Below are 15404 nucleotides of genomic sequence, written 5' to 3' on the forward strand. Positions count from 1 at the left end.
ATCGCCCCAGAATTCATAAAGGGTTTTTCCCTTTTTTATTTTCCAGGGAAATTCCCATCTCCAACGATAGGGTTGGATCAAGTCCATGGGTTTAAGGATCCGTATATAAACCGGAAAGGATCCTAAGATGTTCTTGGGCAAATTTCAAAATCCTTTAAGGAATAATGTTCAATATCCATATTTCTGTAAACATCCCCATTAAAGTCAAAAGCGCCTGCTTTGAAATTTTCCCGGGTAAACTCTTTTTCAAAATTTCTATACCTCTCATGGTTAAGTTCTCCAATGTTTTCACTGACTTTCATCAAATTTTGGATGTCAGAAGTGGACTTTTTCTTCATATGGAAACCAAGGATTGGATTTCCTTTGGAAAATCAGGTTGAGTCGATAATGAAATGTCAGTGCTGCTTAAATCCAGTGATTTGGCTGGGGAAATTAATGTGATCATGCGTTTATTCTACTACTACAATAGCTTTTTTGAGATTTGTTCTAGGTTTTGGTCCTGGCTTTTATATTTGACAATGACAGGGTAGGTGCCTATGGGGACCTTTTTGCCATTGACAAATCCATTCCATTCGCAAAATGGGGAATTTTCTGGACATTTTCCTCTATACAATGATAAATTAACTCGCCCCATCGGTTATAAATCAAAACACTGATCTCATCCACAAAATCATTGACGTAAACAACAAAGTTTCTTTCCTCGTCTCCAGGGACAAGACCTGTAGGAATGGTGATCAGGAGCCTACAATCCTCAATTACTTTCAAATGAAAGTGCATATTCACAGCTGGCCTGATCTGAAAGAATAAGTTCATAATTGCCCGGTTCGATAGGAGTGAAGGTGGAGTCAGTGCTGACCATTCTCCATCAAGCGCCCACTCATATTCAGACCAATTTCCCAATGAATCCAAGGTTGTAGACACCCCTTCAATGGCACAAATGGTATAACTCTCCTCTAAACAGGTGTTCTGAATCCGATCTGAAAACTTCAATTTCATCTGTTCCTATGATACATTGCAGGTCTGCGGTTTCATTTGATTACAAAAGCCCGGTATGTCCCAGATTCATCTACTGAAATTTCAGTCAAATCGTCAAATTGGGGGATCCTTTCTGAATTTCCATTAGTTACCCGGTGCCATTCTATCCTGATTTCATCAGATAGTTCAACATCAATATCAGCAGTAATGACAGCAGGGGTGTTGTCAAAACAAATGCCGGACTCTGCATTCAGGGATACCTGGGCTTGGTGAACAAATGGGACGGTTTCAAAAGTAATTGGAGGTCCCGGGCAGGCAGCCCAATTTTTGGTTGAACCTCCAGTGATAATTCTTCTTGTTGAGCGGAGGATATTGTCTGACCCCTATTGACTATTGTGCCCTCACTGTTCCTCCACATAAAAATATAATCATCAGGATCAAACCCAGGATAAGTACGGCTCGGTAAACCCCTCTTGGAGAGTTACATTGATATTGCGGGCCTGATACTTCATATATTACCTGATCATTTTAAACCAGGTTCAAATCTCTTATTCTTGGACAATCTTCATTGGTTAGGATCTGCTGGTAAGGTCAACCTGAACCAGAATAAATTGGAAGCTTATGGGATTTCTCCCTTACAGGTCAACCAGGCCATAACTTCTGCCAACCTGGATTTCCCAACCGGAAAATTAAAAAGTGATGATGAACAGATTTTGATCCGGCTTGCGGGGAATTCACCAGCGTGAATGAGATCGGGAATTGGTGGTCAGCAATATGGGTGGATCTACCATAAAAGTTAATGATGTGGCTGAGGTGGTTGACTCCAATAAGGAAGAGGAAATTCTAAGTCGGCTGAATGGCAATAGCGCCATTGGGATAACCATCCAAAAACAATCGGATGCCAATGCAGTGGATGTGGCAGAAAGGGTTGATGAGGCATTGGCTGATTTGGAAGCCACTTACCAGGGAAGTGATTTGAAGTTTGAGGTCTCCCAGGATTCCTCTGACTTTACCCTGGAGCTGCGGAAGCAGTGATTCACGATTTGATGATTGCGGTATTGTTGGTGGCTGCAATTATGCTCTTGTTCCTGCACAGTTTCCGGAATGCTTTGATTGTAATGATTGCTGTGCCTGCTTCCATTATTGCCACTTTTACCCTGATGTATCTGGCTGGATTTACCTTGAACCTGATGAGTTTATTGGCTCTTTCACTGGTGGTGGGGACCTGGTGGATGATGCTATTGTGGTAATTGAGAACATTTACCGGCATATGGAAAAAGGGAAATCTGCCATACAAGCTTCCTATGATGGGATCCGGGAAATTGGAGGCACTGTAACCTCTATTACCCTGGTGATTGTGGTAGTGTTTGTGCCGCTTTCCATGACCGGAGGATTGATTGCAGGAATTTTAACCCAATTTAGTATTACAGTGGCCGTAGCGACCTTAATGAGTTTGTTGGTGGCCTTTACCTTGATACCCTTGTTGACCAGCCGCTTTTTCTAAGCTGGAGCATATCAATCCGAAAAGTATATTTGGCCGGATTGTCAATGGCTTTGAGAAGATGTTGGACAGTGTGGTGGATTGGTTGACTGGAATCCTGAAATGGTCTTTTATAACAAAATCGTTACACTGGTAGTTACTCTTGTGCTGTTTGTTTCTTCCTTTATGCTGGTTTAGCAATGGCTTTATCGGAAGTGAATTTGTGAGTCAGGGTGACAAAGGGGAATTTATTATGAGGTTGGAGTTGCCCAAATCTTCCACTTTGGAAAGAAACCAATTTCAAAACCCGGGAAGTGGAAAAACTTTATTTCCAAAATGCCTGAAGTGACCGGTTTTTTCACCACAGTGGGGCAGACCACAGGAAGCATGTCCGGAAGCCAGGCCACACCATATGCGGCAGAGATTACCGTAAAAATGGTGGATGCGGAAAAAAGGAATATGACAGCACCTGAATTTGCCAGGAAGGTAGAAATCCAACTGGAGGAAAATATAGTTGGCGCTGAATTTACTGCAGTTTCCCATTGGAATTACCGGTACTGCCAATGATGCTCCCATTCAGATTGTGCTTTCAGGCCCTGACTTGGATACACTGAAAAGCTTCTCTGATAAGGTTATGGCAGAAATGGAGCAAGTCCCTGGTACCCGGAAAATAGAATCCAGCCTGGAGGAGGAAACCGGAATCAGGGTGGAAGTGGACCGGGCCAAAATGGCGGACCTTGGCCTGAACATGAGTATGGTGGGGCGGAACCATGCAAGTGGCTTTCAATGGCAATACTGATGCCCAATACCGGGATGGAGATTATGAATATGATATCAATGTCCGCATGGATGAGTTTGACAGAAAATCCGTCGGGGATATTGAAGCATTAGGATTTGTCAATAACAGGGGAGAGTTGATTCAATTGAAGCAATTTGCTAAGGTAATCCCTTCAGAAGGCCCTAGTGAGTTGCAGCGCCAGGACAGAATTGGTTTCTGTAACTGTTAAGTCCCAGGTATCCGGTAGACCAACCGGTACGGTGGGGGCAAAAATTCAGGAGAGAATTGCCCAATTGGAAATTCCAAAAGAGGTGAGTATTTCCTATGCAGGTGATATGAAAATGCAGGAAGAAGGATTTGGAAGCCTGGGAATTGCTTTGTTGGCATCGATATTGTTGATCTACCTGATTATGGTGGTCTTGTATGATAATTATGTTTATCCATTTGTTGTAATGTTTTCGCTGCCATTGGGCGGTGATTGGGCTCTTTTGGCCCTGGCCATGTCCAGCAGCTCGCTAAGTATTTTCAGTATTCTTGGATTAACTATGCTGATGGGACTGGTTGCAAAGAACGCCATTATGCTTGTTGACTTTACTAATCAGCTGAAAGAAGCTGGACTGGAGGTAAAAGCTGCCTTGGTCAAAGCAGTGGAAATCCGGTTTCGTCCGATCTTGATGACCACTTTGGCCATGGTATTTGGGATGTTGCCCATTGCATTGGCATCAGGGGCCGGTGCGGAGTGGAAAATGGCTTGGCCTGGGCATTGATCGGGGGGCTGATTTCCTCCATGTTCCTGACCATGGTAGTTGTGCCAGTTATTATTACCTGTTTTGACCGGATCCTGGCCAGGTTTGGGAAAGACCAGAAAAAGGAAATTCATATAGAGGAAAAAGCCTTGGAGGAAGAAGAATCCGAGGTGGCGGAGTATGTTTATTAACTTCAGCTCGAATCTAAAAACGTCACTGCGAGGAGGAGGAACGAGGACGAAGCAGTCTCGTCTTTGAAAACGAGATTGCTTCCTCCCCTTGGTCGTCGCAATGACGATAGCGACCCTGCTTCGGTCTTTTTTATTAGTCGAACTCAGGTTATTAATAATCTATAGTTGGTTGTTTTTATGGATGAGGTTTAATTGGTGCACCCGGCTATAAGGGCCAGGGTGCCCAATTAGCATCGATTCCGATATGACCAGGACAAATTGAATGGGGTTTACGTCCTGAATAAAAATGTGAGAAAAAATGAAAACAAATTATACCAAGATAAAAACCATCATCCAGGTAATGGGGAAATATGGAGTAAAGCCACTTTCCAAGATGAAGGGGGCAGATTTTTGTCCATGACCTGGGATTTGATGCCGTTTATGTGGGCGGCTTGATCTATGATGTGGAAGATGCGCTACATGTCCGGTTGGATGATGACGAAGCCAAAAATTTACGTAATCCCCAGGAGTTGATTGGGTCAATGTTGAGGTATCAGAATTAGTTTAGAAAAGTATCCAGTAATAGGATATTAGTAGCAAGTGGTAAATTGTAAATGCCGGAATAATGTTGACCACATAGGGTTAAATTCTGTTTCTAAAATGATTATTAGAGCAGGAGGCTACAGTTTAATGGTTCCACGCCTGTGTTCGCTACGGCTTATAAAAGAGGATGGGGCAAAGGAGAAAAGGTGACCGTTAAAAGATGCTGTTGCCTTTTTTTATTATAGTAGGGAGTAGCGAGATTTGAGTCGTCCAAGCGACGGAGTCGAATGCGGTCCCTGAGCGCCTGCCTCCCGAGGGATGGGAGCTGAAGGGCCGCTATCGTATTATTTGTGGAGTGGATTGCAACAAAAAACTGGACAAATGATTAAGCTCTATGTTAATATAATAACGCCTGCCGCGGGCTCCTCAAATTGTCAGTGCGATATTGAAAAAAAATCACCCTGACAATTTCGAGGTCAGTCTTTATACGGTAATTTTTTTTGTTGGTTTTTCCGAACTGATCAGGTGATAGGTTACCCAAGTGAGGAGTGTCTCCTGTTCCTATTGTACCAGATTTCAATAAATTCGAAAATTTCCTGTTTTGCTTGCATTACTGATCCGTATTTACGGTATCCTGTTTCCGATTTCAGGATTTTGAAGAAAGTTTTCAGCTACTGCATTGTCCCAGCAGTTTCCTTTTCTGCTCATGCTCTGCCTCACCTTTTCAGAATCGAGTTCATTCTTGAATTCACCGCAGGCATATTGTACGCCCCTGTCTGAATGGAAAACCCAGGTCTCTGAAAAAGGCCTGTTGATCTGTGCCATTCGCCATGCCGGTATAACTGTTGCCCCGGCAATGCATGGTGGTGGACATCGACCATCCGATTATCTTACGGTCATACAGGTCCATGATCATGGTCAGGTAAAGCCATCCCTCTTCTGTCCAGATGTAGGTAATGTCCGATACCCATGATTTTGCAGGGCCATCAGGGCTGAAGTTCCTGTTAAGCAGGTTCGGACTGATTCTGAAACTGTGGTTAGATTCAGTGGTACAGACACTGAACTTCCCCGATATCACACTCCTGAGCCCATTTGCTTTCATTATCCTGGCAACCCTTGGCCTGGACACCGAAAAGCCCCTGTCCCTAAGCTCAATGGTTATCTTCGGACTTCCATACCGGCACTTGCTTTCAGCATAGATTTTATGGATTTCCCCTGGATACTTCTTCTCGCTCCTCAGCACATTTGGATGGTTTTCGGTTAAGCCAGCCATAAAACCGCTTCTGCTTACTTTAAAAACCCTGCACATCTTTTCAACAGCAAACTCGTGCCTGTGAGCCCTTATGAACCCGGAATATTTGTTGTCCCCCTTGGAAAAGATGCTTACTGCCTTTTTTAGAATATCACGCTCCAGTTCGGCTTCTTTCAGGCTTTTTTCAAGGCAAGGATTTCCTTTCTCTTCTTCTGTTAGATGCTGTTTCCCGTTTCCGGAAAGCTGCTGGATTCACTTGCTTTAAATTCCCTGGCCCAACGCCTGACCAGGTCTGGTCCAATCCCAAGTTCTCTTCCAACTTCAGTACTTGTTTTTCCATTCAAATGAAGCTCTACGGCCATCGTTTTAAAGGCCTTGTCAAATGTTTCTCCTTTCTCTATTACTCATTGTTTCAAATTTAAAGAAAAGAGCTTAACTTATTGTCCAGTCAAAGGTATACACTCCCAGAGCCCATTTTAAGCCCTGTTAAAGGCGACTACAAAAATTACCCGGGGTTCAAAACCCGGAAATATAGCCACACCCATCTCTTGGCTTTAGCCGCCTAACAGTCACTTACTGCCAACCCTTTTTCGCTAAAGCCCCATTCTATTAATATTTGAACAATGAGCCATTAAAAAGTCCCTTGTTCTACAGGGTTACAAATCCTGATTTATTGGAATTTGACATTGCAAATGTCGAATAGCGGTAATAGGTAACCCGAGGAATGGGTTGAAATAATGAGGGCTTTTTATTAACTTCTAAAGGTGTTTCTCACTTTTCGGGAAAATATGTCCAAGAGGTGTTCTTTGAAAAAAATCGGTTGAGTATTGGGAGATTTTTAACCGGAGAGGAAGAAATGAATTCCTATTTGAGTTTTAAATTTTCAAAAGTGGAAAATCAAATGTCAGGGACCTTTCATTGGATAAGATTTACCCAGTGGGCCTTATTTTTTAGATTATATCCAGATCATAAAGACCTATAAAATTATTGTTCTAAAATAAGAGCGGTATAACGGAAAACAATTCTCAAGCAATGAAATAATTTTTAAAGGATTTCCTGGTGATGAATCATAATGGTAAAAAACCTGCAGGTTCAACGATTTGGGAGATAAATACTCGGAAATATCATATAGAAAAATAAGCTTACTTGAACAATGATTTGAACTATGACCCAGATAAAAGACGAATGAATGATGGGGATTCTTATGAATATTTTATGGGAAGATGGAGTTCGTTAATGGCCATTAAATTTTTTGCGATGGCTTGATATTCCTTCCCATAAGAACTGGCTCGATATTGGTTGTGGAACGGGTGCCTTGAGCCAGGCCATTGAAAATTATGAGAGCCCCTCAAGCTTATCAGGTATAGATACATCCATCGGATACATTGAAAAAAGCGAAGCAAAGGGTTTCAATGAACCGGGATTTTAAAGTCGGTAATGTTGATGATTTGCCATTTGATGATCAAAGATTTGATGTCGTAGTATCGGGGCTTGCACTAAACTTCTTCCCTGATATAGAGAATGCTTTATTGGAAATGAAAAGAGTAACCAGGCCAGGGGGAGTTATTGCAGCTTACGTATGGGATTATGCTGAAAAAATGGAATTCTTAAGATATTTTTGGGATGCTTCCTGCCAAATTGATTCATCCTCTAAAAACCTTGACGAAGGAAAAAGATTTCCTATTTGTAATTCAGAAAAATTTATCAAAAGAATTGAGAAAGGTTGGGCTAGTAGAAGTTGAAGCTTCTTTTCTTGAAATTGAAACTGTATTTAAAGATTTTGATGATTATTGGAATCCATTTTTTGGTGGACAAGGGCCTGCACCCGGTTTTTTACAGTCATTAAATAAGAACTCCCAAGATAAATTAAAAGATAAAATTCGGGAACGAATAAATTTTGAACCTGATGGTTCAATTAGGCTAATTGGAGGGCCATAGTAGGTAAGGGAAAAACGACTCAAAATAATGTTTAAAAATGCATTGAAATGAATGTAATACTTACCATTTCAGGAAAGTATGGATTTTGAACAAATAAAATGTTAAGTGAAATAATAAAGTATTGTACTTCCCTAAATACCGTTTACCATTTTGTTTAAAAATTCTTTTCCAATTTTTGTATAGAGAACCGTAGGCTAAAATTTTAAGGACCCTCAGCTCAGCCGTCCGGCCAATGGGTTTATTATGCAAAGTCGTAGATTTTGTGCGATAATACTGCATAATATACCTCCTTTTATACTATCTATTTAATTAGTTGATGTTAAGGGTGAAATAACGTAAATTATATAATATTTATTAAAATAAATGGCAGGTAATATTATATAAAATAATACTGTGTGTTTGTATTATAGCAGGGTGGTATTGGATATTATACTCCAATTTTGGTGTAATATAATGTTAGGATTAATCTTTAAAAAATAGAAGAGGAAACCTGATACAATTTAGTGCCTTAGCCATAATTTGGCCCTATCATTTTAGATAAGGGTAATTCCATTAACGCTTTCAGCAAAGGATTTAATCTAAAATGAGGCATCGCTATGAAAACATTACAGGCTTACTTATTTATTCCCCTCCTTCTTTTGGGGCTCATTCTAAATTTTAGCTGCAGCCCAGATTGAGGGGCCTGCAATCACCCAGGAAACCCCGGTGTATGCAAGCAAACAGGCATGCAGATGTCGAAAGATAATATTGTCACCTACCTGTTTTCATTCAACTCTGCAGGCTTCAATTTCGATTTTGGAATTTCAGAAACTGTACAAACTGGCAGTTTTAGCTATGATTCCGACAACCCGGTAAACTTCAACAATGGTCTGGGGTTCTATGTTTTCGATTTCGAATTCGTGCCCACCTTAAGTTTTGATCCCCAGAGGGATATAGGCTGGGTTCTGCAACCGATTTTCGACAATACCACAGTAGAGGTCCCGCATGGTCAGCTAAAAATCTCCAATGATCAATGGGAGCTTTTTGACTCCGAAGGAAACTTAGTTTTTCAGATATTTGCTAATCCTGATGACGATGGCGGATTTACAGGCCACATTTCAGAGATCGCCCTCGGGGGAGGCTTCGCGATTTTAACCTACACCCAGGTGAATGACGGTAAGGTGACGATTTTGCCATAGGCCTGGAATGCAAGGGCAAAAGACCATGAAAATTCCGATTGGTGCTTTGGATGCCCACTTGCGTCACGGTGATTCGCTAGGTCAATGTCAATAAAAGTGCCTTTGAGCTACCGAATGTTGTCCCTTAACCTTAGGGGCTAACTTCTGTGGTAGTGGACAAGAAGGCTTTGTGGTAAATTCTTGGGGGTGAAGTGTTGATATGTGGTAGTTTTGATATGGACTTTTTTTTGAAACCCTCAAGCCATGATAAGGCTTTGGGTAACTTCATTCTTAGCAAGACCTAGCCCCGCAAAATATCCAGGCCAGGGGTGATTATCCCCTAGCTTAAAAATTCAACCCTACCTCCTGGCTTTACCAGCAAAAAGTCACTACTGCCCACCCTTTTTCGCTAAAGGCTCATCCTATCAATATTTGCACAATGAGCCATTTAAGGGGAACTTGCTCTCCCTCTCCGGGATTTCAGATTTTTGCTTATTAAGGATTTTACATTACAAATGTCGAATGGCGGAGGGTATAGAGCCCATAGCTTTGACAAAGGTTAGCTTTTAGAATCTAGTTCAAAAGCCCTGATAGGGGCGATTACTATCATAACCCGGGGTTTAAATCCTGGGTAATAAAGCTCCGCCACCTTTTGGCTTTAGCCGCATAATTCTTACTACTGCCCACTTCTTTCCGCTAAAGCCGCTTTCTGTCAATATTTGCATAATGAGCCATTTTAGGCAAACCTGCTCTCCATGATTTCAAATCCTTGTTTAAATAGCGCATTAGACTCAATTTTTATGGTCTCTTGTCGGAGACAGCGGGACAACGGTTGAAAATCTCTTTATAAAATGTTAATTTATTGCTTGATATATCCGGAAGGAAAACACCTTCCGGTTCTGCCTATTATCGTTCCTGACCTTTGTGTTAGGTTAATGTGATATCCTGTTTTAAACCCCCAAAATAACCCTGCCTTCCATGAAACCATCCTTTCTGAACTTCAAAATACTGCTTTTTTATCCTAATAATGGCTGCTTTTTCGGCCTTCAATCCGTCGAAATCTCAGGAAAAAAAAGGATTATGGTGAAGCACTAAGGCTTTGATAGAGATTGTGGAAAATAATCCAGAGGTAAAATCCATGCTGGTTTCCTCCCTGGAAATTGCCCAACAGATCAACCCCGATAAAAAGACCAACCTGCCCAAAGCCTGGAGGAATACTTTAAGTTTGTTTCGCATTGTGAAAGGAGTATGCCCTGGGATTTATTGCAGGAAACCAATTAACAACGGGCTTTGAGAGTCAGACCAGCCAAAGCCTGATTTATTTTTACTTTTTGCTGGATCAGCCCTTGCCCGAACTGGAAGGGAAAGGAAATTACAAAAACACCTTACAGTATGCCGAACCCATTGCCTCCTGGCTTATCACTTTTGACCAATCCTGGGCCCGTTTTTAGAAACGGAGGCCTCCTGGAATGAGGAATACTATCAAATGGCCCTGGAGGATCCTGCTTTTGGGTTGCATAAAGGTTGGTATGAAGATCCCCAACTGGAAAACCTTTAATCAGTTTTTTGCCCGCCATCTTAAGTCCCCGGACCAAAGGCCCATTGCCTCTCCTGATGATCCTTCAGTGGTGGCTGCTTTTGCGGATTCCCGCCCACAGGGAGTATGGGACATTGATGGAAATTCAGAAATTATTTCAAAAGAGGGCGTTCCGGTAAAATCAGCAAGGGTCCAATCCATCCCCGAGCTTTTAGGAAAAGAAAGTGCCTATAAAAATGCCTTTGCTAAGGGGACCTTTACCCATTCTTTTTTGGGAATCAGTGATTATCACCGCTTTCACTTCCCCATGAGTGGAACTATTAAAGAAATCCGGGTGATCCCTGGGGTGAATCCTTCGGGGGTGAATTTTGGTGGGATGCCCAAATAAGCGATATGGTTTTGATCCCTCCTCCATCGGCTGGCAGGTGGTGGAAACCAGGGGCTGTGTAATATTGGATACCAGTAAATATGGCCTGGTGGCCTTGCTGCCCATAGGCATGGCCGTAGTCAATTCGGTTAACCTTGAAAAGCAGCTAAAGCCCGGGGATAAGGTGAAAAAAGGAATATGCTGGGCCATTTTGCCTTTGGCGGCTCCGACTTTATTATGGTTTTTTCAGGATAAGGTAAATTTCACCCTCACCGCTCCCAGGGAAGGGGATGGCTTTAAGCCTATGTTGATGGGCGAGGAGTTGGGAAGGGTGAAATGATATGAGATGGGAGATTTGAGACATTAGATGTATCAAGTAGTTGATTTTTGGTAGCAAGATAACGATTTAAGGTCACTGAAATATGTTCTAAGACGTCATTGCGAATGAAGCCTTAGCGGAATGAAGCAATCTCACCTTGAGTAGTGGAGACCGCAACACTAAGTTTTCAATCCGATTTTTGCAAAAAAATAAATGATCAGCTTACCTTGATCTGGTATTTTTCACTTTTTGGGAAAAATAGGTTATAGCGGTATTCTTTTAAAAGGTTTGCCCGGGTAGTGGAAGTTTTTTGATGGTTGGGAGGAAATGAATTTTTTATCAGATTCAGGCTATTCGTAGAAAAAAACAAAAACGGGGACAATTCATTACTAATGCTAAATTACAAAGTGGTAATCCTTTTGAAGTGAAAAAAATAAGGACGTCAAATTTCCTTTATTGATAATTAAACCTGGAAACTGCCCATATACCCAACGCATATGGTTGGGTAAGACCTGAAAAACAAGATTATAAGTAAGTTGAACAAAACCTCCTACGTCGTAGCTATTTGATTTTGAACAGTTAACCAATTTATTTTCAGTGATTTACCCTAAATTCACTCCATGTTTTACCATTAAATAAATAACATCATGGAAAAAAAAGTCTTCGTCAACGGATGTATGAGGAAATGTTGGTCAGGAACTATTCCCCCAGGACCATCAGTACCTACATCAGCCTTGTATCGGCAGTTTCCAAACATTTTGGAAAGATCCCCGAACAGATCAGTATTGGTAAGTTAAGGAATACCTTTTCCATAAGGTCGAAGTCAACAAAATGTCCCCTTCAGGGGTGAATCAGACCATCAGTGCGTTCAAAATACTTTTCAAGATGTCCTGGGCAGAGCTGGGATCCGGTAAGAATCAAGCGGCCCAGACGGCCCCCACTCCTCCCTTCTGTTTTTTCGAAAGAGGAGATATCCCTTATACTGAACTCCATAAGGAACAGAAAGCTTATTGCCTGCTGGCCCTCACCTACGCCTCCGGTCTAGGCTGAACGAGGTGATCAGCCTGAAGCCCTGTGATATCGACAGTGACAGGATGCAGCTGAAAGTAAGGGGAGGAAAGGGATATAAGGACAGGTATACCCTGCTGCCAAAAGGGCTGTTGGAAAGGCTCCGGGAATACTACAGGTACTACCGGCCCAAAACCTATCTTTTCGAAGGCCGGACACCTGGCAAACCCTACAGTGAAAAGAGTGCACAGTGCGTTTTAAAAAAGCCATGGAATGCGCAGGGGTAACAAAGCATGCTTCCTTTCCATACCCTTCGCCACTCCTTTGCCACGCACCTTCTTGAGCAGGGAACCAATGTCAGGTTAATCCAGGAGCTGTTGGGCCACAAATCCCTCAGGACCACTACGGTTTTACCTGCATGTGACCACTTGAATCCGGCACAGATCAAAAGTCCCCTGGACGAGCTGTGATGGATATCCTTAACAAGAGGAACAGCGGGGTAGAACTTTCCGATATCCTTCTGGGGCAGAAAGAATCCTTTCTTTCAGGAAACAGCCCGTGTACCGCCCAGTACAAGGCCTATCTGGACATCATTTCCTGCAGGACATCTGAAATGGGTTCCCATACCCTGGCATGTGACAGCTGTGGCCATACAAAACGAGCTATAACAGCTGCCGGAACCGCCATTGTCCCAAGTGCCAGTATATCAAACAGCAGGTATGGGTAAAAAGCTCAGGAGCAGGTTGCTGCCGTGAGGTACTTTCACGTAGTGTTCACCGTCCCCGGACTTTCTCAGGCCGCTTTTTTATACCCCAGCGGTATGGTGTTACAAGCTCCTGTTTGAAGCCTCTTCGGCCGCAGTGAAAAAGGCTGCCCTGAACCCCGCTTTTCTGGGGGTTGAAAGCGGCTGTATGCGGTGCTGCATACATGGGGACAGTCCCTGTCCTACCATCCACATATCCACATGCTTGTTCCTGCCGGGGGACTGGACAGCGATGGGCAGGAGTGGATCGTCGCCCATAAAAAGTTCTTTGTTCCCGGTGAAGGCACTGTCAGCTATTTACAGGGGCGTATTTATGGAAAAACTTATCAGGGCGTTGGAAGGAAACCTTCTCAGGATACCGGAAAAGCAGGCAAAACTGTTTGCCGACCCAAGGCTTCTCAGGCGGGAAGCCTATGCAAAGTTTTGGCATGTCTACATCAAAAAGACCTTCAGGGGGGCAAACCAGGTGGTCAGCTATCTGGGAAGGTATACCCACCGCGTGGCCATCAGCAACAGCAGGATCCAATGGACTGATGGGAAAGCGGTCAGTTTCAGGTGGAAGGACTACAGGGACAACAGGAACAGGACATGAGCCTCAGCTGCCACGAGTTTGTAAGGAGGTTTATGCAGCACATCCTCCCTTCTGGATTTTACAAGATCAGGTACTACGGGATCATGGCCTCGGCAAACAGCAGGACCAAAATGGAAACCTGCTTCAGCTTGCTGAAAAAGAACAGGGTACATCTCCTTCTACCAGGGACTGACCACTTACGAGATACTGGAAGAGGTACTGGGCCCGGACTTCTTCCTTTGCCCCTGCTGTAAACGGGGAAAAATGGTGTTCGGGATTGCTTCACCAAAAGAAAAAGGCCCCTGAAACTTTATAAACGGACGTTCATTGACATCATGAAGAACAGATTGGAGGAAAAGGTTTCCCAGGGAAAAATATGCCTTTTTCCAGCAAAACCATCAATCAAACTAGAAGCTTTAAACAGCGAAACCAAAGAACCTCCTGAAAACTCCCGCCAAGAAAAGATCCATGAAAGACAAATGCCCATAGCAGTTCACCGGCTCCGTCCAACTATGTTTTAAACGCAATCTTGATAGTCTTAAGAAATAGTTTATTTTTTGCCTAGATTGCGTTTAAAACACTTTACGTTGGGTTAATATTAAAAACCACTTAAAATATGAAGTTATGGAAATTGAAACTGAAATTATTGTTGTCATTATTGCCTCAATAGCATCCCTAATTGTGGGCTTAATAAATATTTTTTTTAACGCAAGAATTTCAGCCAAACAAAATGAAATTGAGTTAAAAAAAGCAAGAATCGAACTTCTTGAAACAAGGAGACAAAAAGTTGAAGTTTTTAAATCTGAAATCTCTAACAGAATAATTGACTTAAGTGATGTAAGAGATTTTTGAATTCGAAAAGCATTTTCCAAGAATTGTAGATTTTTTTCAGAAAAATTCCAGCAATGTATTTTCAATTGGTCATTTAATAGATTCAAATTTATCAAAGAATTAAAGGCATTAAACAAACGTATTAATGAATACATAGCGAAATCTAAAACAACGGATTCAATTTGATAATAACGAAGCAAAAAAAGATATTGAGAAAATGTCTAAATTGGGAAATCGAATAAATGAAAAATTAGATGAAAGTCTTCAAAATATAGAAAATGAGATAATTAAATTGCTGAAATAAGATTACTAACCCCAACATTGCATATAGCTTATTGCTGGTTCAATCTTAAAATCGAGTTTTTCATCTCTTAATCAAGTTCATCTTGTGAGGAAGAGAAGGAGCTTCGAAAATCGCCACACGCCATATGCAAGACCGTTAAAAGAAGGTTAAGAATTGTTATCCTGATTTGGTGATTGTTGTCAATTCAGGTTAATAAAAAAAGTGTTTACTGGACTTCTGGCAATTGTCTAAAATTTGTACCTTATTTTTAATTTATTGACCTCAATCTAAGAGTAAGGAAAAGGTAATATAAGCAGTATTTTTAAGGAACTTTTAAACCCAATCGACCCATGAAAAAAATTGTTATCTGTGCCGATGGCACCTGGAACCGGCCGGAGCGAAATATAAAGGAAGACTTTCCCACCAATGTGCTGCAGTTTGCCCGGGGCATGGCCTCGACCGACCAAAATGGCACCAACAAATTGTCTTTTATACTGGGGCATTGGCTCCTATCATGATAAGTTTGCCGGTGGTGCCCTTGGCCAGGGCCTGGAAAAGAATGTCAAGGATGGTTACCGCTTTTTGATCCATAACTATGAGCCTGGGGGGATGAAATTTACCTTTTTGGCTTTAGCCGGGGGGCCTATATACCATCCGGAGCCTTTGCGGCCTTATCAATAATTGCA

Annotated in this window: 24 protein-coding genes and 3 pseudogenes; 22 read left to right on the plus strand and 5 right to left on the minus strand. The window is 42.1% G+C overall.

Translation table 11 applies throughout. The features are described from left to right. Nucleotides 1-122: 122 nt before the first annotated feature. Complete coding sequence (yaaA, locus tag QWY93_RS19190) at nt 123-338, minus strand: peroxide stress protein YaaA (protein WP_290250008.1); 216 nt, start codon at nt 336-338, stop codon at nt 123-125. A 196-nt stretch (nt 339-534) separates the two neighbouring features. Continuing rightward, nucleotides 535-996, minus strand: a complete 462-nt coding sequence (locus QWY93_RS19195) for a T9SS type B sorting domain-containing protein (RefSeq protein WP_290250011.1) — start codon at nt 994-996, stop codon at nt 535-537. Nucleotides 997-1529: 533 nt separating this feature from the next. Here QWY93_RS19195 and QWY93_RS19200 point away from each other — a divergent pair. The 8 genes and pseudogenes from QWY93_RS19200 (at nt 1530) to QWY93_RS19235 (ending at nt 4170) form a co-directional block, all read left to right on the plus strand. Beyond that, nucleotides 1530-1721, plus strand: coding sequence for a hypothetical protein (locus QWY93_RS19200; RefSeq protein ID WP_290250013.1), 192 nt, complete (start codon nt 1530-1532; stop codon nt 1719-1721). Between the two features lie 28 nt (nt 1722-1749). Continuing rightward, nucleotides 1750-2010: an efflux RND transporter permease subunit gene (locus tag QWY93_RS19205; protein WP_290250015.1), complete on the plus strand. Its 261-nt coding sequence runs from the start codon at nt 1750-1752 to the stop codon at nt 2008-2010. Nucleotides 2011-2051: 41 nt separating this feature from the next. Beyond that, a pseudogene (locus QWY93_RS19210) lies at nt 2052-2479 on the plus strand (efflux RND transporter permease subunit). 312 nt (nt 2480-2791) lie between these two features. Further along, nucleotides 2792-3022: a hypothetical protein gene (locus QWY93_RS19215; protein WP_290250018.1), complete on the plus strand. Its 231-nt coding sequence runs from the start codon at nt 2792-2794 to the stop codon at nt 3020-3022. After that, a complete protein-coding gene (locus QWY93_RS19220; RefSeq protein WP_290250021.1) occupies nt 2970-3254 on the plus strand; it encodes an efflux RND transporter permease subunit in 285 nt (94 codons plus the stop codon). The genes QWY93_RS19215 and QWY93_RS19220 overlap by 53 nt, the downstream gene beginning before the upstream one ends. Next, nucleotides 3226-3462 (plus strand): efflux RND transporter permease subunit, encoded by a 237-nt coding sequence (locus QWY93_RS19225; RefSeq protein WP_290250023.1) that lies wholly within the window; start codon nt 3226-3228, stop codon nt 3460-3462. Before QWY93_RS19220 ends, QWY93_RS19225 begins: the two co-directional genes overlap by 29 nt. Further along, nucleotides 3419-4000 (plus strand): efflux RND transporter permease subunit, encoded by a 582-nt coding sequence (locus QWY93_RS19230; protein ID WP_290250024.1) that lies wholly within the window; start codon nt 3419-3421, stop codon nt 3998-4000. Before QWY93_RS19225 ends, QWY93_RS19230 begins: the two co-directional genes overlap by 44 nt. Beyond that, nucleotides 3985-4170, plus strand: a complete 186-nt coding sequence (locus tag QWY93_RS19235) for a hypothetical protein (RefSeq protein WP_290250026.1) — start codon at nt 3985-3987, stop codon at nt 4168-4170. Before QWY93_RS19230 ends, QWY93_RS19235 begins: the two co-directional genes overlap by 16 nt. A 1055-nt stretch (nt 4171-5225) precedes the next feature. On the opposite strand, the gene QWY93_RS19960 is transcribed toward QWY93_RS19235, so the two are convergent. The 3 genes from QWY93_RS19960 to QWY93_RS19245 all read right to left on the minus strand — a co-directional run bounded on the left by QWY93_RS19960 (nt 5226) and on the right by QWY93_RS19245 (nt 6345). Next, nucleotides 5226-5363: an IS3 family transposase gene (locus QWY93_RS19960; RefSeq protein WP_353959711.1), complete on the minus strand. Its 138-nt coding sequence runs from the start codon at nt 5361-5363 to the stop codon at nt 5226-5228. A 77-nt stretch (nt 5364-5440) separates the two neighbouring features. Then, complete coding sequence (locus tag QWY93_RS19240; protein ID WP_353959712.1) at nt 5441-6196, minus strand: IS3 family transposase; 756 nt, start codon at nt 6194-6196, stop codon at nt 5441-5443. Continuing rightward, complete coding sequence (locus QWY93_RS19245) at nt 6160-6345, minus strand: transposase (protein WP_290250051.1); 186 nt, start codon at nt 6343-6345, stop codon at nt 6160-6162. The genes QWY93_RS19240 and QWY93_RS19245 overlap by 37 nt, the downstream gene beginning before the upstream one ends. Nucleotides 6346-7329: 984 nt before the next feature. Here QWY93_RS19245 and QWY93_RS19965 point away from each other — a divergent pair. From QWY93_RS19965 to QWY93_RS19305, 14 genes and pseudogenes are all read left to right on the plus strand, one after another. Next, a complete protein-coding gene (locus QWY93_RS19965) occupies nt 7330-7686 on the plus strand; it encodes a class I SAM-dependent methyltransferase (RefSeq protein WP_353959708.1) in 357 nt (118 codons plus the stop codon). Next, entirely contained in the window at nt 7568-7882 is a 315-nt protein-coding gene (locus QWY93_RS19250; protein ID WP_290250029.1) for a hypothetical protein, read from the plus strand. Before QWY93_RS19965 ends, QWY93_RS19250 begins: the two co-directional genes overlap by 119 nt. Before the next feature lie 731 nt (nt 7883-8613). Next, nucleotides 8614-9060: a hypothetical protein gene (locus QWY93_RS19255; RefSeq protein ID WP_290250032.1), complete on the plus strand. Its 447-nt coding sequence runs from the start codon at nt 8614-8616 to the stop codon at nt 9058-9060. Between the two features lie 1078 nt (nt 9061-10138). Next, nucleotides 10139-10333, plus strand: a complete 195-nt coding sequence (locus tag QWY93_RS19260; protein WP_290250033.1) for a hypothetical protein — start codon at nt 10139-10141, stop codon at nt 10331-10333. Between the two features lie 175 nt (nt 10334-10508). Then, nucleotides 10509-10964 (plus strand): phosphatidylserine decarboxylase, encoded by a 456-nt coding sequence (locus tag QWY93_RS19265; RefSeq protein WP_290250036.1) that lies wholly within the window; start codon nt 10509-10511, stop codon nt 10962-10964. Then, nucleotides 10948-11283: a phosphatidylserine decarboxylase gene (locus QWY93_RS19270; RefSeq protein WP_290250038.1), complete on the plus strand. Its 336-nt coding sequence runs from the start codon at nt 10948-10950 to the stop codon at nt 11281-11283. Before QWY93_RS19265 ends, QWY93_RS19270 begins: the two co-directional genes overlap by 17 nt. Before the next feature lie 652 nt (nt 11284-11935). Then, complete coding sequence (locus QWY93_RS19275) at nt 11936-12112, plus strand: hypothetical protein (RefSeq protein WP_290250040.1); 177 nt, start codon at nt 11936-11938, stop codon at nt 12110-12112. A 35-nt stretch (nt 12113-12147) separates the two neighbouring features. Further along, a complete protein-coding gene (locus QWY93_RS19280; RefSeq protein ID WP_290250042.1) occupies nt 12148-12312 on the plus strand; it encodes a hypothetical protein in 165 nt (54 codons plus the stop codon). Nucleotides 12313-12317: 5 nt separating this feature from the next. Continuing rightward, nucleotides 12318-12557 (plus strand): site-specific integrase, encoded by a 240-nt coding sequence (locus QWY93_RS19970; RefSeq protein ID WP_353959709.1) that lies wholly within the window; start codon nt 12318-12320, stop codon nt 12555-12557. Nucleotides 12558-12563: 6 nt separating this feature from the next. Then, a complete protein-coding gene (locus tag QWY93_RS19975; RefSeq protein ID WP_353959710.1) occupies nt 12564-12740 on the plus strand; it encodes a tyrosine-type recombinase/integrase in 177 nt (58 codons plus the stop codon). After that, a pseudogene (locus QWY93_RS19290) lies at nt 12740-13134 on the plus strand (transposase zinc-binding domain-containing protein). The gene QWY93_RS19975 and the pseudogene QWY93_RS19290 overlap by 1 nt, the downstream one beginning before the upstream one ends. A 131-nt stretch (nt 13135-13265) precedes the next feature. Beyond that, a pseudogene (locus QWY93_RS19295) lies at nt 13266-13858 on the plus strand (IS91 family transposase). Nucleotides 13859-14228: 370 nt separating this feature from the next. After that, entirely contained in the window at nt 14229-14456 is a 228-nt protein-coding gene (locus tag QWY93_RS19300; protein ID WP_290250044.1) for a hypothetical protein, read from the plus strand. A 612-nt stretch (nt 14457-15068) separates the two neighbouring features. After that, entirely contained in the window at nt 15069-15236 is a 168-nt protein-coding gene (locus tag QWY93_RS19305) for a phospholipase effector Tle1 domain-containing protein (RefSeq protein WP_290250046.1), read from the plus strand. The last annotated feature ends 168 nt before the right edge of the window (nt 15237-15404 follow it).

Origin of the sequence: Echinicola jeungdonensis (genome assembly GCF_030409905.1) — a bacterium.
GTDB lineage: Bacteria > Bacteroidota > Bacteroidia > Cytophagales > Cyclobacteriaceae > Echinicola > Echinicola jeungdonensis.